Source organism: Pseudomonas sp. BMW13 (assembly GCF_013357275.1).
Classification (GTDB): domain Bacteria; phylum Pseudomonadota; class Gammaproteobacteria; order Pseudomonadales; family Pseudomonadaceae; genus Aquipseudomonas; species Aquipseudomonas khazarica.
In genome coordinates, this window is sequence record NZ_SUKD01000028.1 from 1 (window position 1) to 18,321 (window position 18,321).

Here is an 18,321-nt window from a genome sequence, read left to right on the forward strand (position 1 = left end):
CTTCATCGCTGAAGTGGCGCGCATTCTACAACCCACAGAACGCGCGTCAAGCTTAAATTGCACTTTTATTACTCGGCCTTGAGCACAACCCGCGCAAAGGCTTTCTTGCCCGCCTGGCAGACATGGGCCGCACCTACCTTGAACAGGAAGGAACGATCGACCACCTCGCCATCGACCCGCACACCGCCGGAGCCCAGCAGATCACGCGCTACCGCAGCGTTCTTCACCAGGCCTGCCTTATTAAGGACGGACGAGATCGGCATATCTTCAGCCGAAACCAGTTCGACCTCGGGCAGGTCGTCCGGCAGCTCGCCATCCTTCATGCGGTTACCGGCCGAGCGATGCGCATTGGCAGCCGCCTCTTCACCATGGAAACGCGCAACCAGTTCCTCGGCCAGCTTGATCTTGATGTCACGCGGGTTGGCACCCTGCTCGACATCGCGTCTGAACTGCTCGATCTCCTCCATGGAGCGGAAGCTGAGCAGCTCGAAGTAGCGCCACATCAATGCATCCGGCATGGACACCAGCTTGTTGTACATCACGCCAGGCGCTTCCTGGATACCCACGTAGTTACCCAGGGACTTGGACATCTTCTTCACGCCATCGAGCCCTTCGAGCAGAGGCATGGTGACGATGCACTGCGACTCCTGACCGTAGGCACGCTGCAGCTCGCGCCCCATCAGCAGGTTGAACTTCTGGTCGGTACCGCCAAGTTCCACATCGGCCTTGAGCGCAACGGAGTCGTAGCCCTGCACCAGCGGGTAGAGGAACTCGTGAATGGCAATCGGCTGGTTGCTGCTGTAGCGCTTGTCGAAGTCATCGCGCTCGAGCATCCGCGCCACGGTGTACTGCGACGCCAGGCGAATGAAGTCGGCCGGTGTGAGCTGATCCATCCAGGTGGAGTTGAACGCCACCTCGGTCCTGGCCGGATCGAGGATCTTGAACACCTGCTGCTTGTAGGTCTCGGCGTTGTCCAGTACCTGCTCGCGGGTCAGCGGCGGACGGGTAGCGCTCTTGCCGCTGGGATCACCAATCATTCCGGTGAAGTCACCGATCAGGAAGATCACCTGATGCCCCAGCTCCTGGAACTGACGCAGCTTATTAATAAGCACGGTATGACCGAGGTGCAGATCCGGCGCGGTAGGATCGAACCCCGCCTTGATCCGCAGCGGCTGACCACGCTTGAGCTTTTCGACCAGCTCCGCCTCAACCAGAACCTCTTCCGCACCGCGCTTGATCAGCGCCAGCTGCTCTTCGACCGACTTCATGACAGAACCCGCAACCACTGGAAATTGAAAGGGAACCAACCATACAAGATCGCAAACTAATTACAAGTTTTGCCCATGGTTAGCCCGGCGGTCGCAGACAGGGCATCTCAAGGGTTGCCCCGAGCCGATTTTGGTTATATTTTATACAGTTAATGCACATTCCAAGAAAACGCCTCACGCCATGACGCAAAATATCCCTAAAGCCCCGCCCTACCCCAAGAGCCATATCCTGGCTGCGAGTGGTGTAGCTGCGCTGCTGAGCCTGGCTCTGCTGGTGTTTCCTTCGCGTGAAGTCGAAGCGCAGAAGACCTTTCTCGATCTGGACCTCGGCAGCGACGCCGAGCTGGTGCTGCAGGAAAAGGACGACCTCCGAGCGGGACAGCCAGCCTCTGGCGCTGCCTCGCCGTTCGCCAAGATCGGACCGAGCGCAGATAGCGCCGAAAACAGCGTCGGAGATGGCGCTGATGAAAAGAATCCAGCAACAGCCGACACCACTCCTTCCGATCCCAACCAGCACAGCGTCACCGTCAGCAACGGCGATACGCTGTCCACGGTCTTTGCCAAGGTCGGGCTGAACGCGAACGACCTGCACGAGGCGCTCAACAGCAGCAAGGAAGCCAAGCAGTTCAGCCGCCTCAAGGTCGGCCAGGTACTCGACTTCCAACTGGGTGACGACGGCAAGCTGAAAAGCCTGCAGAGCAAGCTCAGTGAACTGGAAACCATTCGCCTGAGCCGTGACGCCGATGGCTTCGATTTCCAGCGTGACCAGGTCAAGCCGGAAGTCGTGACGGCCTACAGCCATGGCGTGATCAACAGCTCGCTGTTCCTCTCGGCCAAGCGTGCCGGGCTGTCTCATGGCTTGACCATGGACCTGGCCAACGTCTTCGGTTACGACATCGACTTCGCCATGGATATTCGCGAAGGCGACGAGTTCGAGGTGATCTACGAGGAGAAGGTGGTCAACGGCAAGCGCGTCGGCACCGGCGACATCCTGTCCGCACGCTTCACCAACCGCGGCAAGACCTACACCGCCGTGCGCTACACCAACAAGCAGGGCGCGACCAGCTACTACAGCGCCAACGGCGAAAGCATGCGCAAGGCCTTCATCCGCACGCCGGTGGACTTTGCCCGCATCAGCTCGCGCTTCTCCACCGGACGCAAGCACCCGATCCTGAACAAGATTCGCGCGCACAAGGGTGTCGACTACGCAGCGCCACGCGGCACACCGATCAAGGCGGCCGGCGACGGCAAGATCGCCCTGGCCGGTCGTAATGGCGGTTATGGCAATACGGTGATCATCCAGCACGGACAGCGCTACCGGACGCTCTATGCGCACATGCAGGGCTTCGCCAAGGGCATTCGCAACGGCGTCAACGTCAAGCAAGGGCAGATCATCGGCTATATCGGCACCACCGGCCTGTCGACCGGCCCGCACCTGCACTACGAGTTCCAGGTCAATGGTGTGCACGTCGACCCGCTGAGCCAGAAGCTGCCAATGGCCGACCCGATTGCTGCGAGCGAGAAGCAACGCTTCATGCAACTGAGCAAGCCGCTGATGGCACGCATGGATCAGGAAAAGGCCACCATGCTGGCCAGCAACAAGCAGTAATCCATGTCTCTTTATATAGGTGTGATGTCCGGTACCAGCCTGGACGGCCTGGACATCGCACTGATCGAGCAAGACCACTCCCCTCGCCTCCTCGCGACCCTCTACCGGCCAATGCCCGAGACGCTGCGCAGCGATCTGCTGGCACTCTGCGCACCTGGCGAGAATGAGCTGGCTCGCGCCGCCATTGCCGAACAACGCTGGGTCGAGCTCGCCGCACAGGGCATCGACGAGCTGCTGAAACAGCAGAACCTGACCGCACAACAGATTCGCGCCATTGGCAGCCATGGCCAGACCGTGCGCCATGAACCTGCCCGTGGTTTCACCATCCAGATCGGCAACCCCGCGCTACTCGCCGAGCTGACCGGCATCTGCGTGGTCGCGGACTTCCGCCGCCGCGACGTTGCGGCGGGTGGCCAGGGCGCGCCCTTGGTGCCTGCCTTCCATCAGAGTCTGTTTGCTGATGGCGAGCATCAGGTGGCCGTGCTCAACGTCGGCGGTTTCAGCAATCTCAGCCTGCTGGATCAGAATGGAGAGGTACTGGGCTTCGACAGCGGCCCTGGAAATGTCCTGCTCGATGCCTGGATTCATCACTGCCAGGGGCTCAACTATGACCGCGACGGTGCCTGGGCTGCCACTGGCACCGTGCACCCCGGCCTGCTGAGCCGACTGCTGAGCGATCCGTTCTTCGCGACGGCCGGCCCCAAGAGTACCGGCCGCGAGCTGTTCAACCTCGACTGGCTGCTCGGCCACCTGCAGACCTTGCCTGCGATAGCGGGCGAGGATGTTCAGGCGACTCTGGTCGAACTCACTGCCCGCAGCATCACCAGTGCCTTGCGCACTGCGCAGGCCCGTACCGATGTCCTGCTGGTATGCGGCGGCGGCGCGCACAACACCTGCCTCATGCAGCGCCTGAGCGCGCTGACGCAAGGAGCCGACGTGCGGAGCACGGCTGCGCAGGGTATCGACCCGGACTGGGTCGAGGCCATGGCCTTCGCCTGGCTCGCCCACTGCGCCCTGGAGGGGATTCCGGGTAACCGGCCGAGCGTTACCGGAGCCGCAGGGCTGCGCATCCTCGGCGCGATCTATCCCGCCTGAACGAAAACGCCGCGCATCGAGCGCGGCGTTTTTCATCTGCCAAGGTGCTCAGATCGAGAAGGACGAACCACAGCCACAGGTCGTGGTGGCATTGGGGTTCTTGATCACGAAGCGCGAACCCTCGAGCCCTTCCTGGTAATCGACCTCGGAGCCGACCAGATACTGGAAGCTCATGGCATCGACCACCAGGCTGACACCCTCGCGCTCAACGATGGTGTCATCCTCGGCGACGTCTTCATCGAAGGTGAAACCGTACTGAAAGCCCGAGCAGCCACCGCCCGTGACAAACACGCGCAACTTCAGACGCGGATTGCCTTCTTCATCGACCAGGGTCTTCACCTTGCTGGCCGCACCCTGGGTGAAGTGCAAAGGGGCAGGGGTGAAGGTTTCGACGCTCATGCTGAACTCCCGGCGCCATGCGCCATACTGCGTTGGGCATGCATTATCCGCTTGCCCTACAAAATCGGTCAACTATTGCTCGGCATCTACCAAGGCTGGCAGCTCAAGCGGCTTGTCGCCGTCCTTGAGATGGTGAAGGCGACCTTCGATCTGCGCCCCCATGGCCATTTCCATCAGGGCATAGTGCAGATTGCCGCGCACACGCGAACGCGCACCCAGTTCGAGATGGCCGCTGGCGAACACGTCGCCGATCACTTCGCCGTCGATGACGATATGGGGCGCCCGCACCTCTCCTTCAACCAGCCCCCCCACACTGACGCGAACCAGCCCTTCGGTGGCCAGCAGGTTTCCGGTGACCTTGCCGTCCACCTGCACCGCGCCCTGAAAGCGCATGTCGCCCACCAGCTCGGCACCGGCAGCGATCAGGCTGGTCTTGCCGCTGAAACGCTGCAGGTCGGGTTTGGCCTTGTCTTTACTCCACATGGGGGGTCATAACTCCTGATTTGATCCATTCGAACGTACGGTTCAGCGGCTTGTCGCCTTCGACTTCCGCCTGAACCTTGACCTGAAGCGGCTCGAAGCCTTCAGGCAGCTGCAATTCACCGAAGCGGCCAGCCTCGGGAAAGGACTGGAAATGCTTGAAGGAAAATGGGATGGGGTTTTCACTCACGTCATCGGACAACGTCGACAGCGCCAGAGAGGCGGTTTTACCCCCCTGCCGACCTTCGACGGTGACACGCATTTTCCCCTGCAGCGCCTCGTCACTGGCGCCAACTCGGCTCATCAGCAATTTGTAGCGGAAACGCCGAGGTACGTCCGTGGCTTGCAGCTCAAACGTGCGAATGCGCAGGCCTTCGCGGCGACTGGCAGGCGCCAGCACGCCCTTGTAGAAGGCCAGGTCCTGCTGCTGCTTGAAGATCTGCTCCTCGAGCAGCTTGATGGTCAGACGGTTCTGTTCGATCGCCTGCTGACTCACCTTGTCGCTACTGCCCACCACCGCCAGGCGCTGGCGCAGCAGCTCCAGTTCCTGGTCCTGCTCGGCCAGGCGTGTCAGCAGCGCCTGCGTTTGCTCCGGGCTCTGCTGCGGCGCAGCCTGCGGCCAGTACCAGCCCAGGGCGAATGCCGCTGGCAGCGCGAGCACCAGCAGCAACAGCGACCAGCGACGTCGACGATCACGGCGCGGATCGCTGAGGCGAACTTCCCAACCCACTGTCACGGCAGCAGAGCCGCGTGCGACAGACCGAGGCGCTCGTCGAGGCCGAAGAGGATGTTCATGTTCTGCACTGCCTGGCCGGACGCCCCCTTGACCAGGTTGTCGATGACCGACAGCACCACCACGAGGTCACCGCCCTGAGGCCGATGCAGCGCAATCCGGCAGACATTGCCGCCGCGCACGCTGCGGGTTTCCGGGTGGCTGCCGGCCGGCATCACGTCGACGAACGGCTCGCCCGCATAGCGCTTCTCGAACAGTGCCTGCAGATCCACCGAGGTGTCGGCCACGCGCGCATACAGGGTGGCGTGAATGCCACGGATCATCGGTGTCAGGTGCGGGACGAAGGTCAGGCCGACGTCGCTGCCCGCGGCCAGGCGCAGCCCCTGGCGGATTTCCGGCAGGTGGCGATGGCCTTTGACCGAGTAGGCTTTCATGCTTTCGCCGGCCTCGCAGAACAGCGAGCCGACGCTGGCGCCACGCCCGGCGCCGCTGACGCCACTCTTGCAGTCGGCAATCAGACTGCCGGTGTCTGCCAGCCCGGCCTCCAGCAACGGGATCAGGCCAAGCTGGGTGGCCGTCGGGTAGCACCCCGGCACGGCGATCAGACGCGCCGCCTTGATCGCCTCGCGGTTGACCTCGGGCAAGCCATACACCGCCTCGCTCAGCAGCTCCGGCGCGCCATGCGGCTGGCCGTACCACTTGGCCCACTCCTCGGCATCCTGCAGACGGAAGTCGGCGGACAGGTCGATCACTCGCGTGCCGGCAGCCAGCAGCTCGCCGGCCAGGGCATGGGCCACACCGTGAGGCGTGGCGAAGAACACCACATCGCAGGCGCCCAGGGTGGCGACGTCCGGCACGCTGAATGCCAGGTCCGGGTAGTGGCCGCGCAGGTTGGGGTACATCTCGTCGACACGCAGGCCGGCTTCGGAACGGGAAGTGATGACGGTCACTTCAGCCTGCGGGTGTTGCGCCAGCAGACGCAGCAGTTCGACACCGGTGTAACCCGTGCCGCCGACGATACCGACCTTGATCATCACATGCCCCTTCACAAAAGCCATTGGAAAGTTGCCGATGATAAAGCCGCATCGGCCAAGCTCCAACCGCAGAGGTGACGTAAAGCGTTGCCTGCCTCTACTATCGGGGCAATTTTCAGCATGAGACGCGCAAATGCTCTATCTCTGGCTCAAGGCCCTGCACATCATCGCCGTGGTCTGCTGGTTCGCCGGCCTGTTCTATCTGCCGCGCCTGTTCGTCTATCACGCGATGAGCGACGACAGCGCCAGCCATGAACGTTTCTGCGTGATGGAGCGCAAGCTCTACCGCGGCATCATGCTGCCGTCGATGATCGCGACACTGGGCCTGGGCATCTGGCTGCTGAGCCTCAACCCTTCCTACTATTTCTCCCAGGGCTGGATGCACGTCAAGCTGACACTGGTGGTCGCCCTGGTCGTCTATCACCACCTGTGCGGCGCTCAGCTGAAGCGCTTCGCGCGGGGTGAGAACAGCCGCAGCCATGTGTTCTATCGCTGGTTCAACGAAGCGCCGGTGCTGGCTCTGCTGGGCATCGTCATTCTGGTCGTCGTCCGCCCCTTCTGAGGAAACCACCATGTCTCTGCCTACTCTGCTCGAGCAACGCCTGCGTCTGCCCCTGGTAGCCGCTCCGATGTTTCTGGTATCCAACCCGGCACTGGTCAGCGCCTGCTGCAACAGCGGCATCGTCGGCAGCTTTCCGGCGCTCAACCAGCGTGAAAGCAGCGGTTTCTCCGCCTGGCTCGACGAGATTAGCGCCAGCCTGCAGCCCGACGCCGCACCCTTCGCCGTCAACCTGATCGTGCACCAGAGCAACCCGCGACTGCAGGCCGACCTGGCCATCTGCGTCGAGCGCCGCGTGCCGATCGTCATCACCAGCCTGGGCGCGGTGAAGGAAGTGGTCGACGCCGTGCATGGCTATGGCGGCCTGGTATTCCATGACGTGACCACCCGCCGCCACGCCGAGAAGGCCGCAGAGGCCGGTGTCGACGGGCTGATCGCGGTGGCTGCGGGCGCTGGTGGCCATGCGGGCACCTGGAGCCCCTTCGCGCTGCTGGCCGAGATCCGTCAGTTCTTCGACAAGACCGTGCTGCTGTCCGGCTGCCTCAACCACGGCCACGAGATTCTCGCCGCCCAGTTGCTGGGGGCGGACCTGGCCTACATGGGCACACGCTTCATCGCCACCACGCAGAACGACGCCCCCGCCGCCTACCGGGATATGATCCTCGGCGCCCGCGCCGCCGACATCATCCACACACCCGCCGTCTCCGGCGTGCCGGCCAGCTTCATGCGCCAGAGCCTGGAACAGGCGGGTTACGACCTGAATCAGTTGCAAAACAAGGCCAGCATCAACTACGGCGAGAAACTCAAGCCGATGGATGACGAGGCCAAGGCGTGGAAAACCGTATGGTCGGCCGGCCAGGGGGTTGGCGCCATCGATGACCTGCCATCGGTACAGGAGCTGGTGGCACGACTCGACAGCGAGTACCGCGCGGCAGTGGCCCGCAGCCAGCAACTGGGGCAACACTGGCCACGATGAAACGCCGTCACCTGCTCGGCCTGGGAGCGCTGGGCCTGCTCGGCGGCTGGGCGCTGCGCCCGCATGACCGGGGGCAGGTGCATGACGCCTATTTCGCCGCGCTCAATCGGCAGCTGCAGCAGGATGGCGATGGCCTGCCCACCCTGTTGCTCGACCTCGACCGGCTGGACGCCAATGCCGACCTGCTCGCCGCGCGCCTGCCGGAACGCCTCGCGTTACGCCTGGTGACCAAGTCGCTGGCCAGCAGTGGCCTGCTGGAGTACCTGGGCAAACGCCTGCAGACCCAGCGTTTCATGGTCTTTCAGCAACCTCAGCTGAATCGTCTGGCCAGGAGTTTCCCCCAGGCTGACCTGCTGCTGGGCAAGCCGCTGCCCGTCGAGGCGGCCCTGAACTTCCACCGCCAGTTGCCACAGCACCTGACTTTCGACGCGGCGCGCCAGGTGACCTGGCTGATCGACAGCGAACAGCGCCTGGTGCAGTACGCCGAGCTGGCCAAGGCGCTGAACCAGCCGTTGCGCATCGCGCTGGAAATCGATGTAGGCCTGCAGCGTGGCGGCTTCGCCAGCCCGCAGGCACTGAACCAGGCTGTGCAGCAACTTGCCCGCTACCCGCTGCTGCAGTGCCGCGGCCTGATGGGCTATGACGCCCATGTTGCCCACCGCCCGCCCTGGGTGCGCCAGCAGCAAGCCTTCGCTGATAGCGATGCACGCTATCGCGCGTTCATCGACAGCGTACGCTCGCTCGACAAGCGGTGGCCGGCGCAGCCCCTGTTCAACGGCGGCGGCAGCCTGACCTACCCCCTCCACAGCCAGCAGGCCAGTGTGCTCAATGAAGTCGCCGTCGGCTCCGCCCTGCTCAAGCCTGCGGACTTCGATACCGCGCTGCTACAGGCGCACCAGCCCGCCCTGTGGATCGCCGCGCCGGTACTCAAGGCGGTTGACGGCGCCCTGCCCTACCTGCAGCCGCTGCAGCCGGCGATCAGCGCCTGGAACCCGAACCGGCAGAGCGCCTACTACCTGTACGGTGGCCGCTGGCCAGCGCAACCCGTCTCGCCACAGGGCCTCGACTACGACCCCCTGTATGGCCGCAGCGCCAACCAGGAACGCCTGATCGGCAGCGCAGGCACGCAACTGGGCAGTGGCGACTGGGTGTTCCTGCGCCCCGCCGTCAGCGAGGGCCTGCTGGCCGACTTCAGCGAAATACGTCTACTACGCCGCGGCCAGCTGGTGGGCCGCTGGAGCACAATAGGCAACGCCTGAACATTGCCCGTCGCTCGCAGCTCAGGCCGCTTGTATATTGGCCTCGCGTCGCTCTAGGCTTAGCCCACTTCTACCTTCCAGCAGACAAGGAAGCTCGCATGAACCAACCGCGCTACAAGATAGTGTTCGATGGCCAACTGATGCCGGAGACCACATTGGAAACGGTCAAGGACAATCTGGCCCGCCTGTTCAAGAGCGATGCGGCCCGCATCGACAGCCTGTTCAGCGGCACCCCGGTGGCACTCAAGCGCCACCTCGAGGAGCACGAGGCGAACCAGTACCTCAACGCCCTGCAGAAGGCCGGCGCCAATGTGCGCAAGGAACTGGACCAGAGCGCCAGCCTGAGCCTGGTGCCCACCGAGGAGGAATCCGAGGCGGAGCCGGTGGATAGCGCCCGCATGAACTGCCCCAAATGCGGGCATGAACAGGCCAAGGCCAGCGAATGCTCCGCCTGCGGCATCATCATCGAGAAGTACCTCGCTCGCCAGGCCCAGCTGGCCGAAGCCGCCCCGGCGCAGGTCGCGGACGCCACTGGCGCCTCCCCTTACGCACCGCCGCAGGCCAATGTCGCGGAGGCACTGCCCGAGTATTCCGAACTCAAGGTATTCAGCGTCAACGGCCGTATCGGCCGCGTGCGCTACCTCGGCTGGACCATGGCCATGCTGCTCTGCTCCCTGCCGCTGATGGCGCTGTTCGCAGGCGCATCGGCCGTTTCCAGCACCCTTGGCGGGCTGCTGCTGGGTATCGCGGTCATTGCCATGATCGTGATCAGCGTGTTCATCGGCGTGCAGCGCCTGCATGACATGGGCTGGTCGGGCTGGCTCTGGCTGCTCAACTTCGTTCCCGTCGTCGGCAGCGTGTTTGCCCTGCTCATGTTGATCATTCCGGGTACTCAGGGCGTCAACCGCTACGGTCCGCCGCCACCGCCCAACAGCACCGGGGTCAAGGTCCTGGCCTGGCTGTTCCTGCTGGTACCGATCGCGGGCATCGTCGCGGCCATCGCCCTGCCTGCCTACCAGGGCTACCTCGGCTAGTGCCGGCCGACAGACGGGATCGTTGACGCCCCATCATGCGCAGCTATGCATTGGTTACCGGCGCATCCAGCGGCATCGGCCTGGCCATGGCCGAAGCCCTGGCGCGTCGTGGGCGCAACCTGATCCTGGTGGCGCGCCGGCGTGAAGCCCTGGAAAACATCGCCTGCGAGCTGGCACAGCGCTTCGGCGTCGAGGTGCTGTTCCGGCTCTGCGACCTGAGCGAGCCCCTGCAGCTGTCCGGGCTGCTGATCGAACTGGAACAGGGCGAGTGGCACATCGACCTGCTGGTGAACAACGCCGGCCTGGGCTGTGCCGGCCCGTTCCTCGAACAGGACTGGGGCCGCGAGCAGGAGCAGCTGGAAGTCAACGTCCTGGCCTTGACCCGCCTGTGCCATGCCCTCGGTCAGCGCATGGCCGAACAGGGCGGCGGACAGATTCTCAACGTGGCATCGGTCGCGGCGTTCCAGCCGGGCCCATGGATGAGCAGCTACTACGCCAGCAAGGCCTATGTCCTGCACTTTTCCGAGGGTCTGCGCGAGGAGTTGCGCGCGCGTGGCGTCCGGGTTTCCGTCCTCTGCCCCGGGCCGACGCACAGTGCATTCTTCCGCTCGGCGCGGATGGACGTCAGCCGCCTCACCGGCAGCAGCCTGATGATGAGCGCCGAGGAAGTGGCGCTGCTCACCGTGCGCGCCCTGCAGAAGGACCGCGCCCTGATCATTCCCGGCTGGCGCAACCGCCTGCTGGCAATGAGCCCGCGCCTGGCGCCGCGCTGGCTGGTGCGCAAGATCAGCGCACGCCTGACCCGCCCCTTCACTGGCGCCTGAGCCGTTCGCGGCGCCCCGCCGTCAGCCCGCGTTGACCGTTCTGCCGTCCGCCCAGTCACGCAGCGCCGCCAGCCGCTCGGCCATCACCACCGACAGCGGCGCCGTGCCCTGCAGCACACGCACCACCAGCGCCTGGTCGACCGACTGCTGTTGTGCCTGACCGGCGTACAGCGCACTGACCACCGCCTGCTCGATCTCCGCACCGGAGTAGCCCTCGCTGGCCGCCGCCAGTTGTGCCAGGTCGAAGCCGGCAGGATCCAGCTCGCGGCGCTGCAGGTGGATGCGGAAGATCTCGGCGCGGACCTCGGCGCTCGGCAGGTCGACGAAGAACAGCTCGTCGAAACGCCCCTTGCGCACCAGCTCGGGCGGCAGGCGGTCGATGGCGTTGGCCGTGGCCACGACGAATACCGGTGCCTTGCGCTCGGACATCCAGGTCAGCAGGGTGCCGAGCACCCGCTGGCTGACCCCGCCGTCATGGTCACCACTGGCCAGGCCCTTCTCCACCTCGTCCATCCACAGCACGCAAGGGGCCATCTGTTCAGCCAGGCGCAGCGCCTCACGCAGGTTGCGCTCGGTTTCGCCGAAGAACTTGTTGTACAGGCAGGCGAAGTCCAGGCGCAGCAACGGCAGCCCCCAGAGGCCGGCCACCGCCTTGGCCGCGAGGCTCTTGCCGCCGCCCTGCACACCGACCAGCATCACCCCCTTGGGCGCGTCGAGCTGCTTGCCCTCGAGGAAACCGGCCTGCCGCTCCGCCAGCCAGCGCTTGAGGTTGACCAGGCCGCCGACTTCCGCGAAGCGTGCGGTGTCGTACTCGAAGCTGAGCACGCCTTCCAGATCGAGCAGCTGGAACTTGGTCTTGTTCAGCTCGGGGATATCTTCCTGGGTGATCGCCCCGTCGTCGCAGATCACGTTGCGCGCCAGCGCACGCGCCTCGGCATGGCTGAGGCCGCGCAGATTCTTGACCACCTGCTGCAGCGTGCGATTGTCGGTGCGTACCCGCGCCCCGCGGTTCCCTTCGCTCCAGCGCGTCGCCTCGTCACGCACGATGCCGAGCAGTTCGTCCTCGGAGGGCAGCGCCAGGCTGAAGCGCGCGGCATAACGCTGTACCTCGGCCGGCAGCTTGAGCGCGTGCGACACCAGTACCAGCGTCGGCTTGTGCGCCCCCTCGCTCATGGCGATCTCCTTGAGCAGGCGCACCAGGCGAGGGTTGTCATCGAGGAACGGGTGCAGATCACACATCACGTACAGGTTGGGCTGCGGATCGACCTTGATCAGGCGCAACGCGGCATCCGGCTCCAGGGTGGGCGACTCGTCCACCGCCGCGCCACCGAAGCCGAGACGCTGCAGGCCTTCGGTCACCGACCAGGTGTGCAAGCCCAGGCCGCGCTTGATCGCCAGCCCAGTCAGGGTTTCCAGAACGCGCAGCTCGTCCCAGGACTCGATGACGATCAGCTTGACCTTCGAGTCCAGCACCAGCCCCAGATCGTGAATATCGTTCTTCAACACCTGCTCCTTGTGAGGTTGGGTCTACCCGGCGAGCAAGGTTAACATCCGCGATTTGGCAGAATCGGGAGCTCGCCGCATGGACCGTCTAAACACGCAGATCGTCGCCGCAGGCAACCTGCCATGCAAGTGCTGATCGCACGCGCTGTGACACGGCAGCTGTCGCTCGGCCTCGCCGGCCTGGCGCTACTGGCCCTGCCGGCGGTCGCCAGCGAGTCGATCAGCGACGCGCTCGCCAGCGGCGGCACCGGGCCCGAACTGGTGGTCATCCCCGCCGGGCAGTTCCAGTTGGGCGATGGCAGCGGCCGGGGCAACGACAACGAGCGCCCGCCACGCACGGTGACCTTCGCCGCGCCCTTCGCCATCGGCCGCTACGAGGTCACTTTCGCCGACTGGCAGCGCTATGCCGAAGCCGCCAACCTGCCCATGCCCGACAACGAGGGCTGGGGCCTCTCCGCCCGGCGCCCGGTGATCCACGTGTCCTGGCGCGACGCGCATGCCTATACGCAATGGCTGTCGCGCCAGAGCGGCGCCCGCTACCGCCTGCCGACCGAGGCGGAATGGGAATATGCCGCTCGCGGCGGCAGCCCGAGCTATTACTGGTGGGGCGACGAACTGGACAGCAGCGAGCAGGCGCCGCGTGCCCACTGCCGCGGCTGCGCGACATCACGCCTGTTGCGCAACAAGACCGCCGCCGTGGGCCAGTTCCCCGCCAACGGCTTCGGCCTGAGCGACACGGCGGGCAATGTCTGGGAATGGACCGCATCGCGCTTCACCCAGCGCTTCGACGGCAGCGAAACGCAGAGTGCCAGCCTGCTCGACGACAGCCCGCGTGTGGTGCGCGGCGGTGCCTGGAACAGCGGCCCGAGCTACCTGCGCAGCAGCATGCGCGACCTCAAGCAGCCGCACCACCGCGACTATGCCCTGGGCTTTCGCGTCCTGCGCGAGTTGCCCTGACCCCGGACGCCCCGGCCACTTTTTTGCAGTAGACTAGGCGCGTTGTTCCTTCTGGAGGTGCCCCATGGCCAGCGAACGCCAGTATTCCCCCGTCGATCGCCTGCTGCTGCAGGCCGATGCCGCCCTGCGCACCCTGCTGCCCTTCAGCGGCGCATCGGCTCGCCCCTCACCCGCCGTGGTGCAGAACGAGGCGGAGCTGAGCAGCGAGGAGTCGCGCCACGTCGCCGGCCTGATGCGCATCAACCACACCGGCGAAGTCTGCGCCCAGGCGCTGTATCAGGGACAGTCGCTGACGGCCAAGCTGCCGGAGGTGCGCAGCGCCATGGAGCATGCGGCCGATGAGGAAATCGACCACCTGGCCTGGTGCGAGCAGCGTATCCGCGAGCTGGGTAGCCACCCGAGCGTGCTCAACCCGCTGTTCTACGGGCTGTCCTTCGGCGTGGGCGCCGTTGCCGGCCTGGTCAGCGACCGGGTCAGCCTGGGCTTCGTCGCCGCCACCGAGGATCAGGTCTGCAAGCACCTGGACGAACACCTGGAGCAGATTCCCGAACATGACGCCAAGTCGCGCGCCATTCTCGAGCAGATGCGCATCGACGAGCAGCAGCACGCCAACAGCGCGCTCGCAGCCGGCGGTGTACGCTTCCCGGCGCCGGTCAAGTTCGGCATGACCCTGCTATCGAAGGTCATGACCAAGAGCACCTACCGCATCTGAATGAACGAGGGCGCCCATGGGCGCCCTCGTCGTATCACGCGAAACCCGCTCAGCCCAGCTCGACGATCTCGTAGTCGTGGCTGATGTCGACACCGGCACGGCCCAGCATGATCGAAGCCGAGCAGTATTTCTCCGCCGACAGCTCCACGGCACGCTTGACCTGAGCCTCTTTCAAGCCACGCCCCTTGACCACGAAGTGCAGGTGAATCCTGGTGAAGACCTTGGGCTCCTCGCCGGCACGCTCGGCATCGAGGAACACCTCGCAGCTCTCCACCGGCTGGCGCCCCTTGCGCAGGATGCTGACGACATCGAAGTTGCTGCAGCCACCCAGGCCGATCAGCAGCATCTCCATCGGACGGATGCCCAGGTTGCGACCTCCGGCCTCGGGCGGGCCGTCCATGACCACGGCATGGCCACTACCGGATTCCCCGAGAAACAGGGCTTCACCGGCCCACTGCACGCGCGCTTTCATCTATCCAGGCTCCGTTGCTTTGCAAAGGCACGCAGGTTAGCACAGCCCCGCGGCATCCTGATGCAGGCGCCAAGCGTCAAAGTTCCACTAGGCTGTGTTAGGCAGGTCACAAAAAACACCCTTCATTTTGTGCGTCTGTTAAGCTGGCGCCGGAATGCTGGCACACTTGGCCGGATAACTAATAAGAAATTGCCTGTTGGATAAAGGCCTACTTTTCTATATTCGGGACTCGGGCATGGTCGCTATAACCCTTACACCAAAAATCAAACATCTCGACAAGTTGCTTGCGCACTGTCATCGCCGTCGCTACACCGCGAAAAGCACCATCATCTACGCTGGTGATCGCTGCGAAACCCTGTTCTTCATCGTCAAAGGCTCGGTCACCATCCTCATCGAGGACGACGACGGCCGCGAGATGATCATCGCCTACCTCAATGCCGGCGACTTCTTCGGTGAAATGGGCCTGTTCGAGAAAGAAGGCACGGAGAAGGAGCGCAGTGCCTGGGTACGCGCCAAGACCGAATGCGAGGTCGCGGAAATCAGCTACACCAAGTTCCGCGAACTGACCCAGCAAGACCCGGACATTCTCTTCGCCCTTGGCAGCCAGATGGCCGAGCGCCTGCGCAACACCACGCGCAAGGTTGGCGACCTGGCCTTCCTCGACGTGACCGGCCGTGTCGCGCGCACCCTGCTCGACCTGTGCAAGCAGCCGGACGCCATGACCCACCCGGACGGCATGCAGATCAAGATCACCCGCCAGGAAATCGGCCGCATCGTCGGCTGCTCCCGCGAGATGGTCGGTCGCGTGCTCAAGTCCCTGGAAGAACAGGGGCTGGTGCACGTCAAGGGCAAGACCATGGTGGTGTTCGGCACTCGCTGAGGCGCCACGCAATGAAAAAAGCCGGCTCTGAGCCGGCTTTTTTCATGCGTCCTAGTCGGGATCCTTGCCGATCACCGTGGCCCGTCCGCGCTCGGGAAAGAACAGGCGCTGCAGCTCCACGCCCGGCTCCTGCGCGCGCATGAAGGCTTCGCCGACCAGGAAGGCGTACACCTCGCTGATCTCCATCAGCTCGACATCGGCCCGGTTGAGGATGCCGCTCTCGGTCACCACCAGGCGATCCCGGGGGATGCGCGGCAGCAGGTCGAGCGTGGTTTCCAGGCTGACCTCGAAGGTGTGCAGGTTGCGGTTGTTGATACCGACCAGGGGCGTATCGAGGGTGCTCAGGGCGCGCTCGAGTTCGTCGCCGTCATGCACTTCCACCAGCACATCGAGACCGACGTCCTTGGCCACCGAGGCCAGTTCGGCCATGCGCACGTCATCCAGGCAGGAAACGATCAGCAGTACGCAGTCGGCGCCCAGGGCGCGGGCTTCGACGATCTGGTAGGGGTCGACCATGAAGTCCTTGCGGATCACCGGCAGCGTGCAGGCCGCACGGGCCTGCTGCAGGTACTGGTCGGCCCCCTGGAAGAAATCGATATCGGTCAGCACCGACAGGCAGGTGGCGCCGCCGGCCTCGTAGCTGCGGGCGATGTCGGCCGGGATGAAGTCCTCGCGCAGGATGCCCTTGCTCGGCGATGCCTTCTTCACCTCGGCGATCACTGCCGGCTGCTTGCGCGCAGCCTGCTCCAGCAGTGCACGGGCGAAACCGCGCGGTGCGTCGGCGCTGCGGGCCGCAACCTCGAGCTCGGCGAGGCTGACCTGCGCGCGGCGCGCCGCCACTTCCTCGAACTTACGGGCAACGATCTTCTCCAGTACGGTTGGTACGCTCACCCTTCGTTCTCCTGTCTGAATACCGCGGTAAAGGACACCAGCTCCTCCAGCTTCTCGCGCGCCAGCCCGGTGTGCAGGGCGTCATGCGCGAGCTGCATGCCTTCGTTCAGGGTACTGGCATGGTCGGCGGCGTACAGCGCCGCGCCGGCATTGAGGACGATCATGTCGGCCGCCTTCTGTCCATTCTCGGTCTTGCGTCGGCCCAGCGCGTCGCGAATCAGCTCCAGCGACTGCTCGGCGTTGTCGACGATCAGACCGATCAGGCTCTGGCTCTTGATGCCGAAATCCTCCGGCTGGATGCGGTACTCGCTGACAGCCCCATCCTTCAACTCGGCGACGAAGGTCGGTGCGGCCAGGCTGATCTCGTCCAGGCCGTCCTGCGCATGTACCACCAGTACGTGCTGGCTGCCCAGACGTTGCAGCACTTCGGCCATCGGCCGGCACAGCGCCTGGCTGAACACGCCGATCACCTGATGCCGGGCGCCCGCCGGGTTGGTCATCGGGCCGAGCATGTTGAAGATGGTCCGCAGCCCCAGCTCGCGACGGGGGCCGATGGCATGCTTCATCGCCCCGTGATGGGCAGGGGCGAACATGAAGCCGACCCCGACGCTTTCCACGCAACGCGCCACCTGTTCGGGCTTGAGTCCCAGGTAGACCCCGGCGGCCTCGAGCAGATCGGCACTGCCGCTCTTGCCGGACACCGCGCGGTTGCCATGCTTGGCCACCTTGCCACCGGCAGCCGCGACGACGAATGCCGCGGCGGTGGAGACGTTGAACACGTTCATGCCGTCGCCGCCGGTGCCGCAGGTATCGACCATGCGCTCGGCGTCGATCACCACCGGGGAGGCCAGCTCACGCATCACACTGGCGGCGCCGACGATCTCGTCGATGGTCTCGCTCTTCATGCGCATGCCCATGAGGAAGGCGCCGATCTGGGCGTCGGTGCACTGGCCGGTCATGATCTCACGCATCACCGCCTGCATTTCCTCGGTGGTCAGATCGAGCTGGGCGACGATCCGGTTGAGGGCTTCCTTGATATTCATGCGCGCACGCCTCCGGTCTGCTTGAGGAAGTTGGCGAACAGTTCGTGGCCCTGCTCGGTCAGGATGGACTCGGGGTGGAACTGTACGCCTTCGATGTTCAGGGTCTTGTGGCGCAGGCCCATGATCTCGTCGACCGAGCCGTCGTCGTGCTGGGTCCAGGCGGTGATTTCCAGGCAGTCAGGCAAGGTCTCGCGCTTGACCACCAGGGAATGATAGCGGGTCACGGTGAGCGGCTTGTTGAGGCCGGCGAACACCCCCTTGTCCTCGTGGAACACCGGGCTGGTCTTGCCGTGCATCACCTGGCGCGCACGCACCACGTCGCCGCCATAGGCCTGGCCGATGCTCTGGTGACCCAGGCACACGCCCAGGATCGGCAGCTTGCCGGCGAAATGCAGGATGGCCTCGATGGACACCCCCGCTTCGCTGGGCGTGCACGGCCCCGGCGAGACCACGATGCGCTCGGGCTTGAGCGCCTCGATCTCGGCCACGCTGAGTTCGTCGTTGCGAACCACATGCACATCGGCGCCCAGTTCACCCAGGTACTGCACGACGTTGTAGGTAAAGGAGTCGTAGTTGTCGATCATCAAAAGCAT

20 protein-coding genes are annotated in these 18,321 nt (G+C 64.6%); 10 read left to right on the forward strand and 10 right to left on the reverse strand.

Annotation, left to right across the window (positions count from 1 at the left end; translation table 11 throughout):
• Nucleotides 1-68: 68 nt before the first annotated feature.
• Nucleotides 69-1,268: a tyrosine--tRNA ligase gene (gene tyrS / locus E4487_RS19835; RefSeq protein WP_175254188.1), complete on the reverse strand. Its 1,200-nt coding sequence runs from the start codon at nt 1,266-1,268 to the stop codon at nt 69-71.
• A 181-nt stretch (nt 1,269-1,449) separates the two neighbouring features.
• Between tyrS and E4487_RS19840 the strand changes: the two genes are divergently transcribed.
• A complete protein-coding gene (locus E4487_RS19840; protein WP_037054947.1) occupies nt 1,450-2,877 on the forward strand; it encodes a peptidoglycan DD-metalloendopeptidase family protein in 1,428 nt (475 codons plus the stop codon).
• Between the two features lie 3 nt (nt 2,878-2,880).
• On the forward strand, nt 2,881-3,972 hold the full coding sequence (locus E4487_RS19845) for an anhydro-N-acetylmuramic acid kinase (protein WP_175254189.1): 1,092 nt from the start codon (nt 2,881-2,883) through the stop codon (nt 3,970-3,972).
• 48 nt (nt 3,973-4,020) lie between these two features.
• Here E4487_RS19845 and erpA read toward each other — a convergent pair whose 3' ends face one another.
• The 4 genes from erpA to argC all read right to left on the reverse strand — a co-directional run bounded on the left by erpA (nt 4,021) and on the right by argC (nt 6,618).
• Nucleotides 4,021-4,371, reverse strand: a complete 351-nt coding sequence (erpA, locus tag E4487_RS19850; protein ID WP_004373465.1) for an iron-sulfur cluster insertion protein ErpA — start codon at nt 4,369-4,371, stop codon at nt 4,021-4,023.
• Between the two features lie 72 nt (nt 4,372-4,443).
• Entirely contained in the window at nt 4,444-4,854 is a 411-nt protein-coding gene (locus tag E4487_RS19855; RefSeq protein ID WP_037054952.1) for a polymer-forming cytoskeletal protein, read from the reverse strand.
• Nucleotides 4,844-5,581 carry a DUF6776 family protein gene (locus tag E4487_RS19860; RefSeq protein ID WP_231499336.1) on the reverse strand — a complete coding sequence of 246 codons (738 nt, stop codon included), beginning with the start codon at nt 5,579-5,581 and terminating at the stop codon, nt 4,844-4,846. Before E4487_RS19860 ends, E4487_RS19855 begins: the two co-directional genes overlap by 11 nt.
• Before the next feature lie 2 nt (nt 5,582-5,583).
• The gene (gene argC, locus E4487_RS19865; protein ID WP_037054957.1) at nt 5,584-6,618 is read right to left on the reverse strand and encodes an N-acetyl-gamma-glutamyl-phosphate reductase; all 1,035 of its coding nucleotides are present in this window, start codon (nt 6,616-6,618) and stop codon (nt 5,584-5,586) included.
• Between the two features lie 133 nt (nt 6,619-6,751).
• Here argC and hemJ point away from each other — a divergent pair, with 133 nt between their 5' ends.
• The 5 genes from hemJ to E4487_RS19890 all read left to right on the forward strand — a co-directional run bounded on the left by hemJ (nt 6,752) and on the right by E4487_RS19890 (nt 11,270).
• Nucleotides 6,752-7,180, forward strand: a complete 429-nt coding sequence (gene hemJ, locus E4487_RS19870; protein ID WP_175254190.1) for a protoporphyrinogen oxidase HemJ — start codon at nt 6,752-6,754, stop codon at nt 7,178-7,180.
• A 10-nt stretch (nt 7,181-7,190) separates the two neighbouring features.
• Nucleotides 7,191-8,153 carry a nitronate monooxygenase family protein gene (locus E4487_RS19875; protein ID WP_175254191.1) on the forward strand — a complete coding sequence of 321 codons (963 nt, stop codon included), beginning with the start codon at nt 7,191-7,193 and terminating at the stop codon, nt 8,151-8,153.
• Complete coding sequence (locus tag E4487_RS19880; protein WP_175254192.1) at nt 8,150-9,412, forward strand: alanine racemase; 1,263 nt, start codon at nt 8,150-8,152, stop codon at nt 9,410-9,412. Before E4487_RS19875 ends, E4487_RS19880 begins: the two co-directional genes overlap by 4 nt.
• Nucleotides 9,413-9,510: 98 nt before the next feature.
• Nucleotides 9,511-10,446, forward strand: coding sequence for a DUF805 domain-containing protein (locus E4487_RS19885; protein ID WP_175254193.1), 936 nt, complete (start codon nt 9,511-9,513; stop codon nt 10,444-10,446).
• A gap of 35 nt (nt 10,447-10,481) precedes the next feature.
• Nucleotides 10,482-11,270: an SDR family oxidoreductase gene (locus tag E4487_RS19890; RefSeq protein ID WP_175254194.1), complete on the forward strand. Its 789-nt coding sequence runs from the start codon at nt 10,482-10,484 to the stop codon at nt 11,268-11,270.
• A 21-nt stretch (nt 11,271-11,291) separates the two neighbouring features.
• On the opposite strand, the gene E4487_RS19895 is transcribed toward E4487_RS19890, so the two are convergent.
• Nucleotides 11,292-12,773 (reverse strand): AAA family ATPase, encoded by a 1,482-nt coding sequence (locus tag E4487_RS19895; protein ID WP_037054968.1) that lies wholly within the window; start codon nt 12,771-12,773, stop codon nt 11,292-11,294.
• A gap of 123 nt (nt 12,774-12,896) precedes the next feature.
• Here E4487_RS19895 and E4487_RS19900 point away from each other — a divergent pair, with 123 nt between their 5' ends.
• Both E4487_RS19900 and coq7 read left to right on the forward strand, forming a co-directional pair.
• On the forward strand, nt 12,897-13,730 hold the full coding sequence (locus tag E4487_RS19900; RefSeq protein ID WP_175254195.1) for a formylglycine-generating enzyme family protein: 834 nt from the start codon (nt 12,897-12,899) through the stop codon (nt 13,728-13,730).
• Between the two features lie 64 nt (nt 13,731-13,794).
• Nucleotides 13,795-14,442, forward strand: a complete 648-nt coding sequence (coq7, locus tag E4487_RS19905) for a 2-polyprenyl-3-methyl-6-methoxy-1,4-benzoquinone monooxygenase (RefSeq protein ID WP_037054971.1) — start codon at nt 13,795-13,797, stop codon at nt 14,440-14,442.
• Nucleotides 14,443-14,491: 49 nt separating this feature from the next.
• Here the strand turns inward: coq7 and E4487_RS19910 are convergent, their stop codons facing one another.
• Complete coding sequence (locus E4487_RS19910) at nt 14,492-14,914, reverse strand: OsmC family protein (RefSeq protein WP_037054973.1); 423 nt, start codon at nt 14,912-14,914, stop codon at nt 14,492-14,494.
• A gap of 235 nt (nt 14,915-15,149) precedes the next feature.
• Here E4487_RS19910 and crp point away from each other — a divergent pair, with 235 nt between their 5' ends.
• Nucleotides 15,150-15,794, forward strand: coding sequence for a cAMP-activated global transcriptional regulator CRP (crp, locus tag E4487_RS19915; protein ID WP_037054974.1), 645 nt, complete (start codon nt 15,150-15,152; stop codon nt 15,792-15,794).
• Nucleotides 15,795-15,845: 51 nt separating this feature from the next.
• Here crp and trpC read toward each other — a convergent pair whose 3' ends face one another.
• The 3 genes from trpC to E4487_RS19930 are packed head-to-tail and all read right to left on the reverse strand — an operon-like array spanning nt 15,846 to nt 18,321.
• Nucleotides 15,846-16,685, reverse strand: a complete 840-nt coding sequence (trpC, locus tag E4487_RS19920; RefSeq protein WP_037054975.1) for an indole-3-glycerol phosphate synthase TrpC — start codon at nt 16,683-16,685, stop codon at nt 15,846-15,848.
• On the reverse strand, nt 16,682-17,728 hold the full coding sequence (gene trpD / locus E4487_RS19925; RefSeq protein ID WP_175254196.1) for an anthranilate phosphoribosyltransferase: 1,047 nt from the start codon (nt 17,726-17,728) through the stop codon (nt 16,682-16,684). Before trpD ends, trpC begins: the two co-directional genes overlap by 4 nt.
• Nucleotides 17,725-18,321 (reverse strand): aminodeoxychorismate/anthranilate synthase component II, encoded by a 597-nt coding sequence (locus E4487_RS19930; RefSeq protein ID WP_134676509.1) that lies wholly within the window; start codon nt 18,319-18,321, stop codon nt 17,725-17,727. The genes trpD and E4487_RS19930 overlap by 4 nt, the downstream gene beginning before the upstream one ends.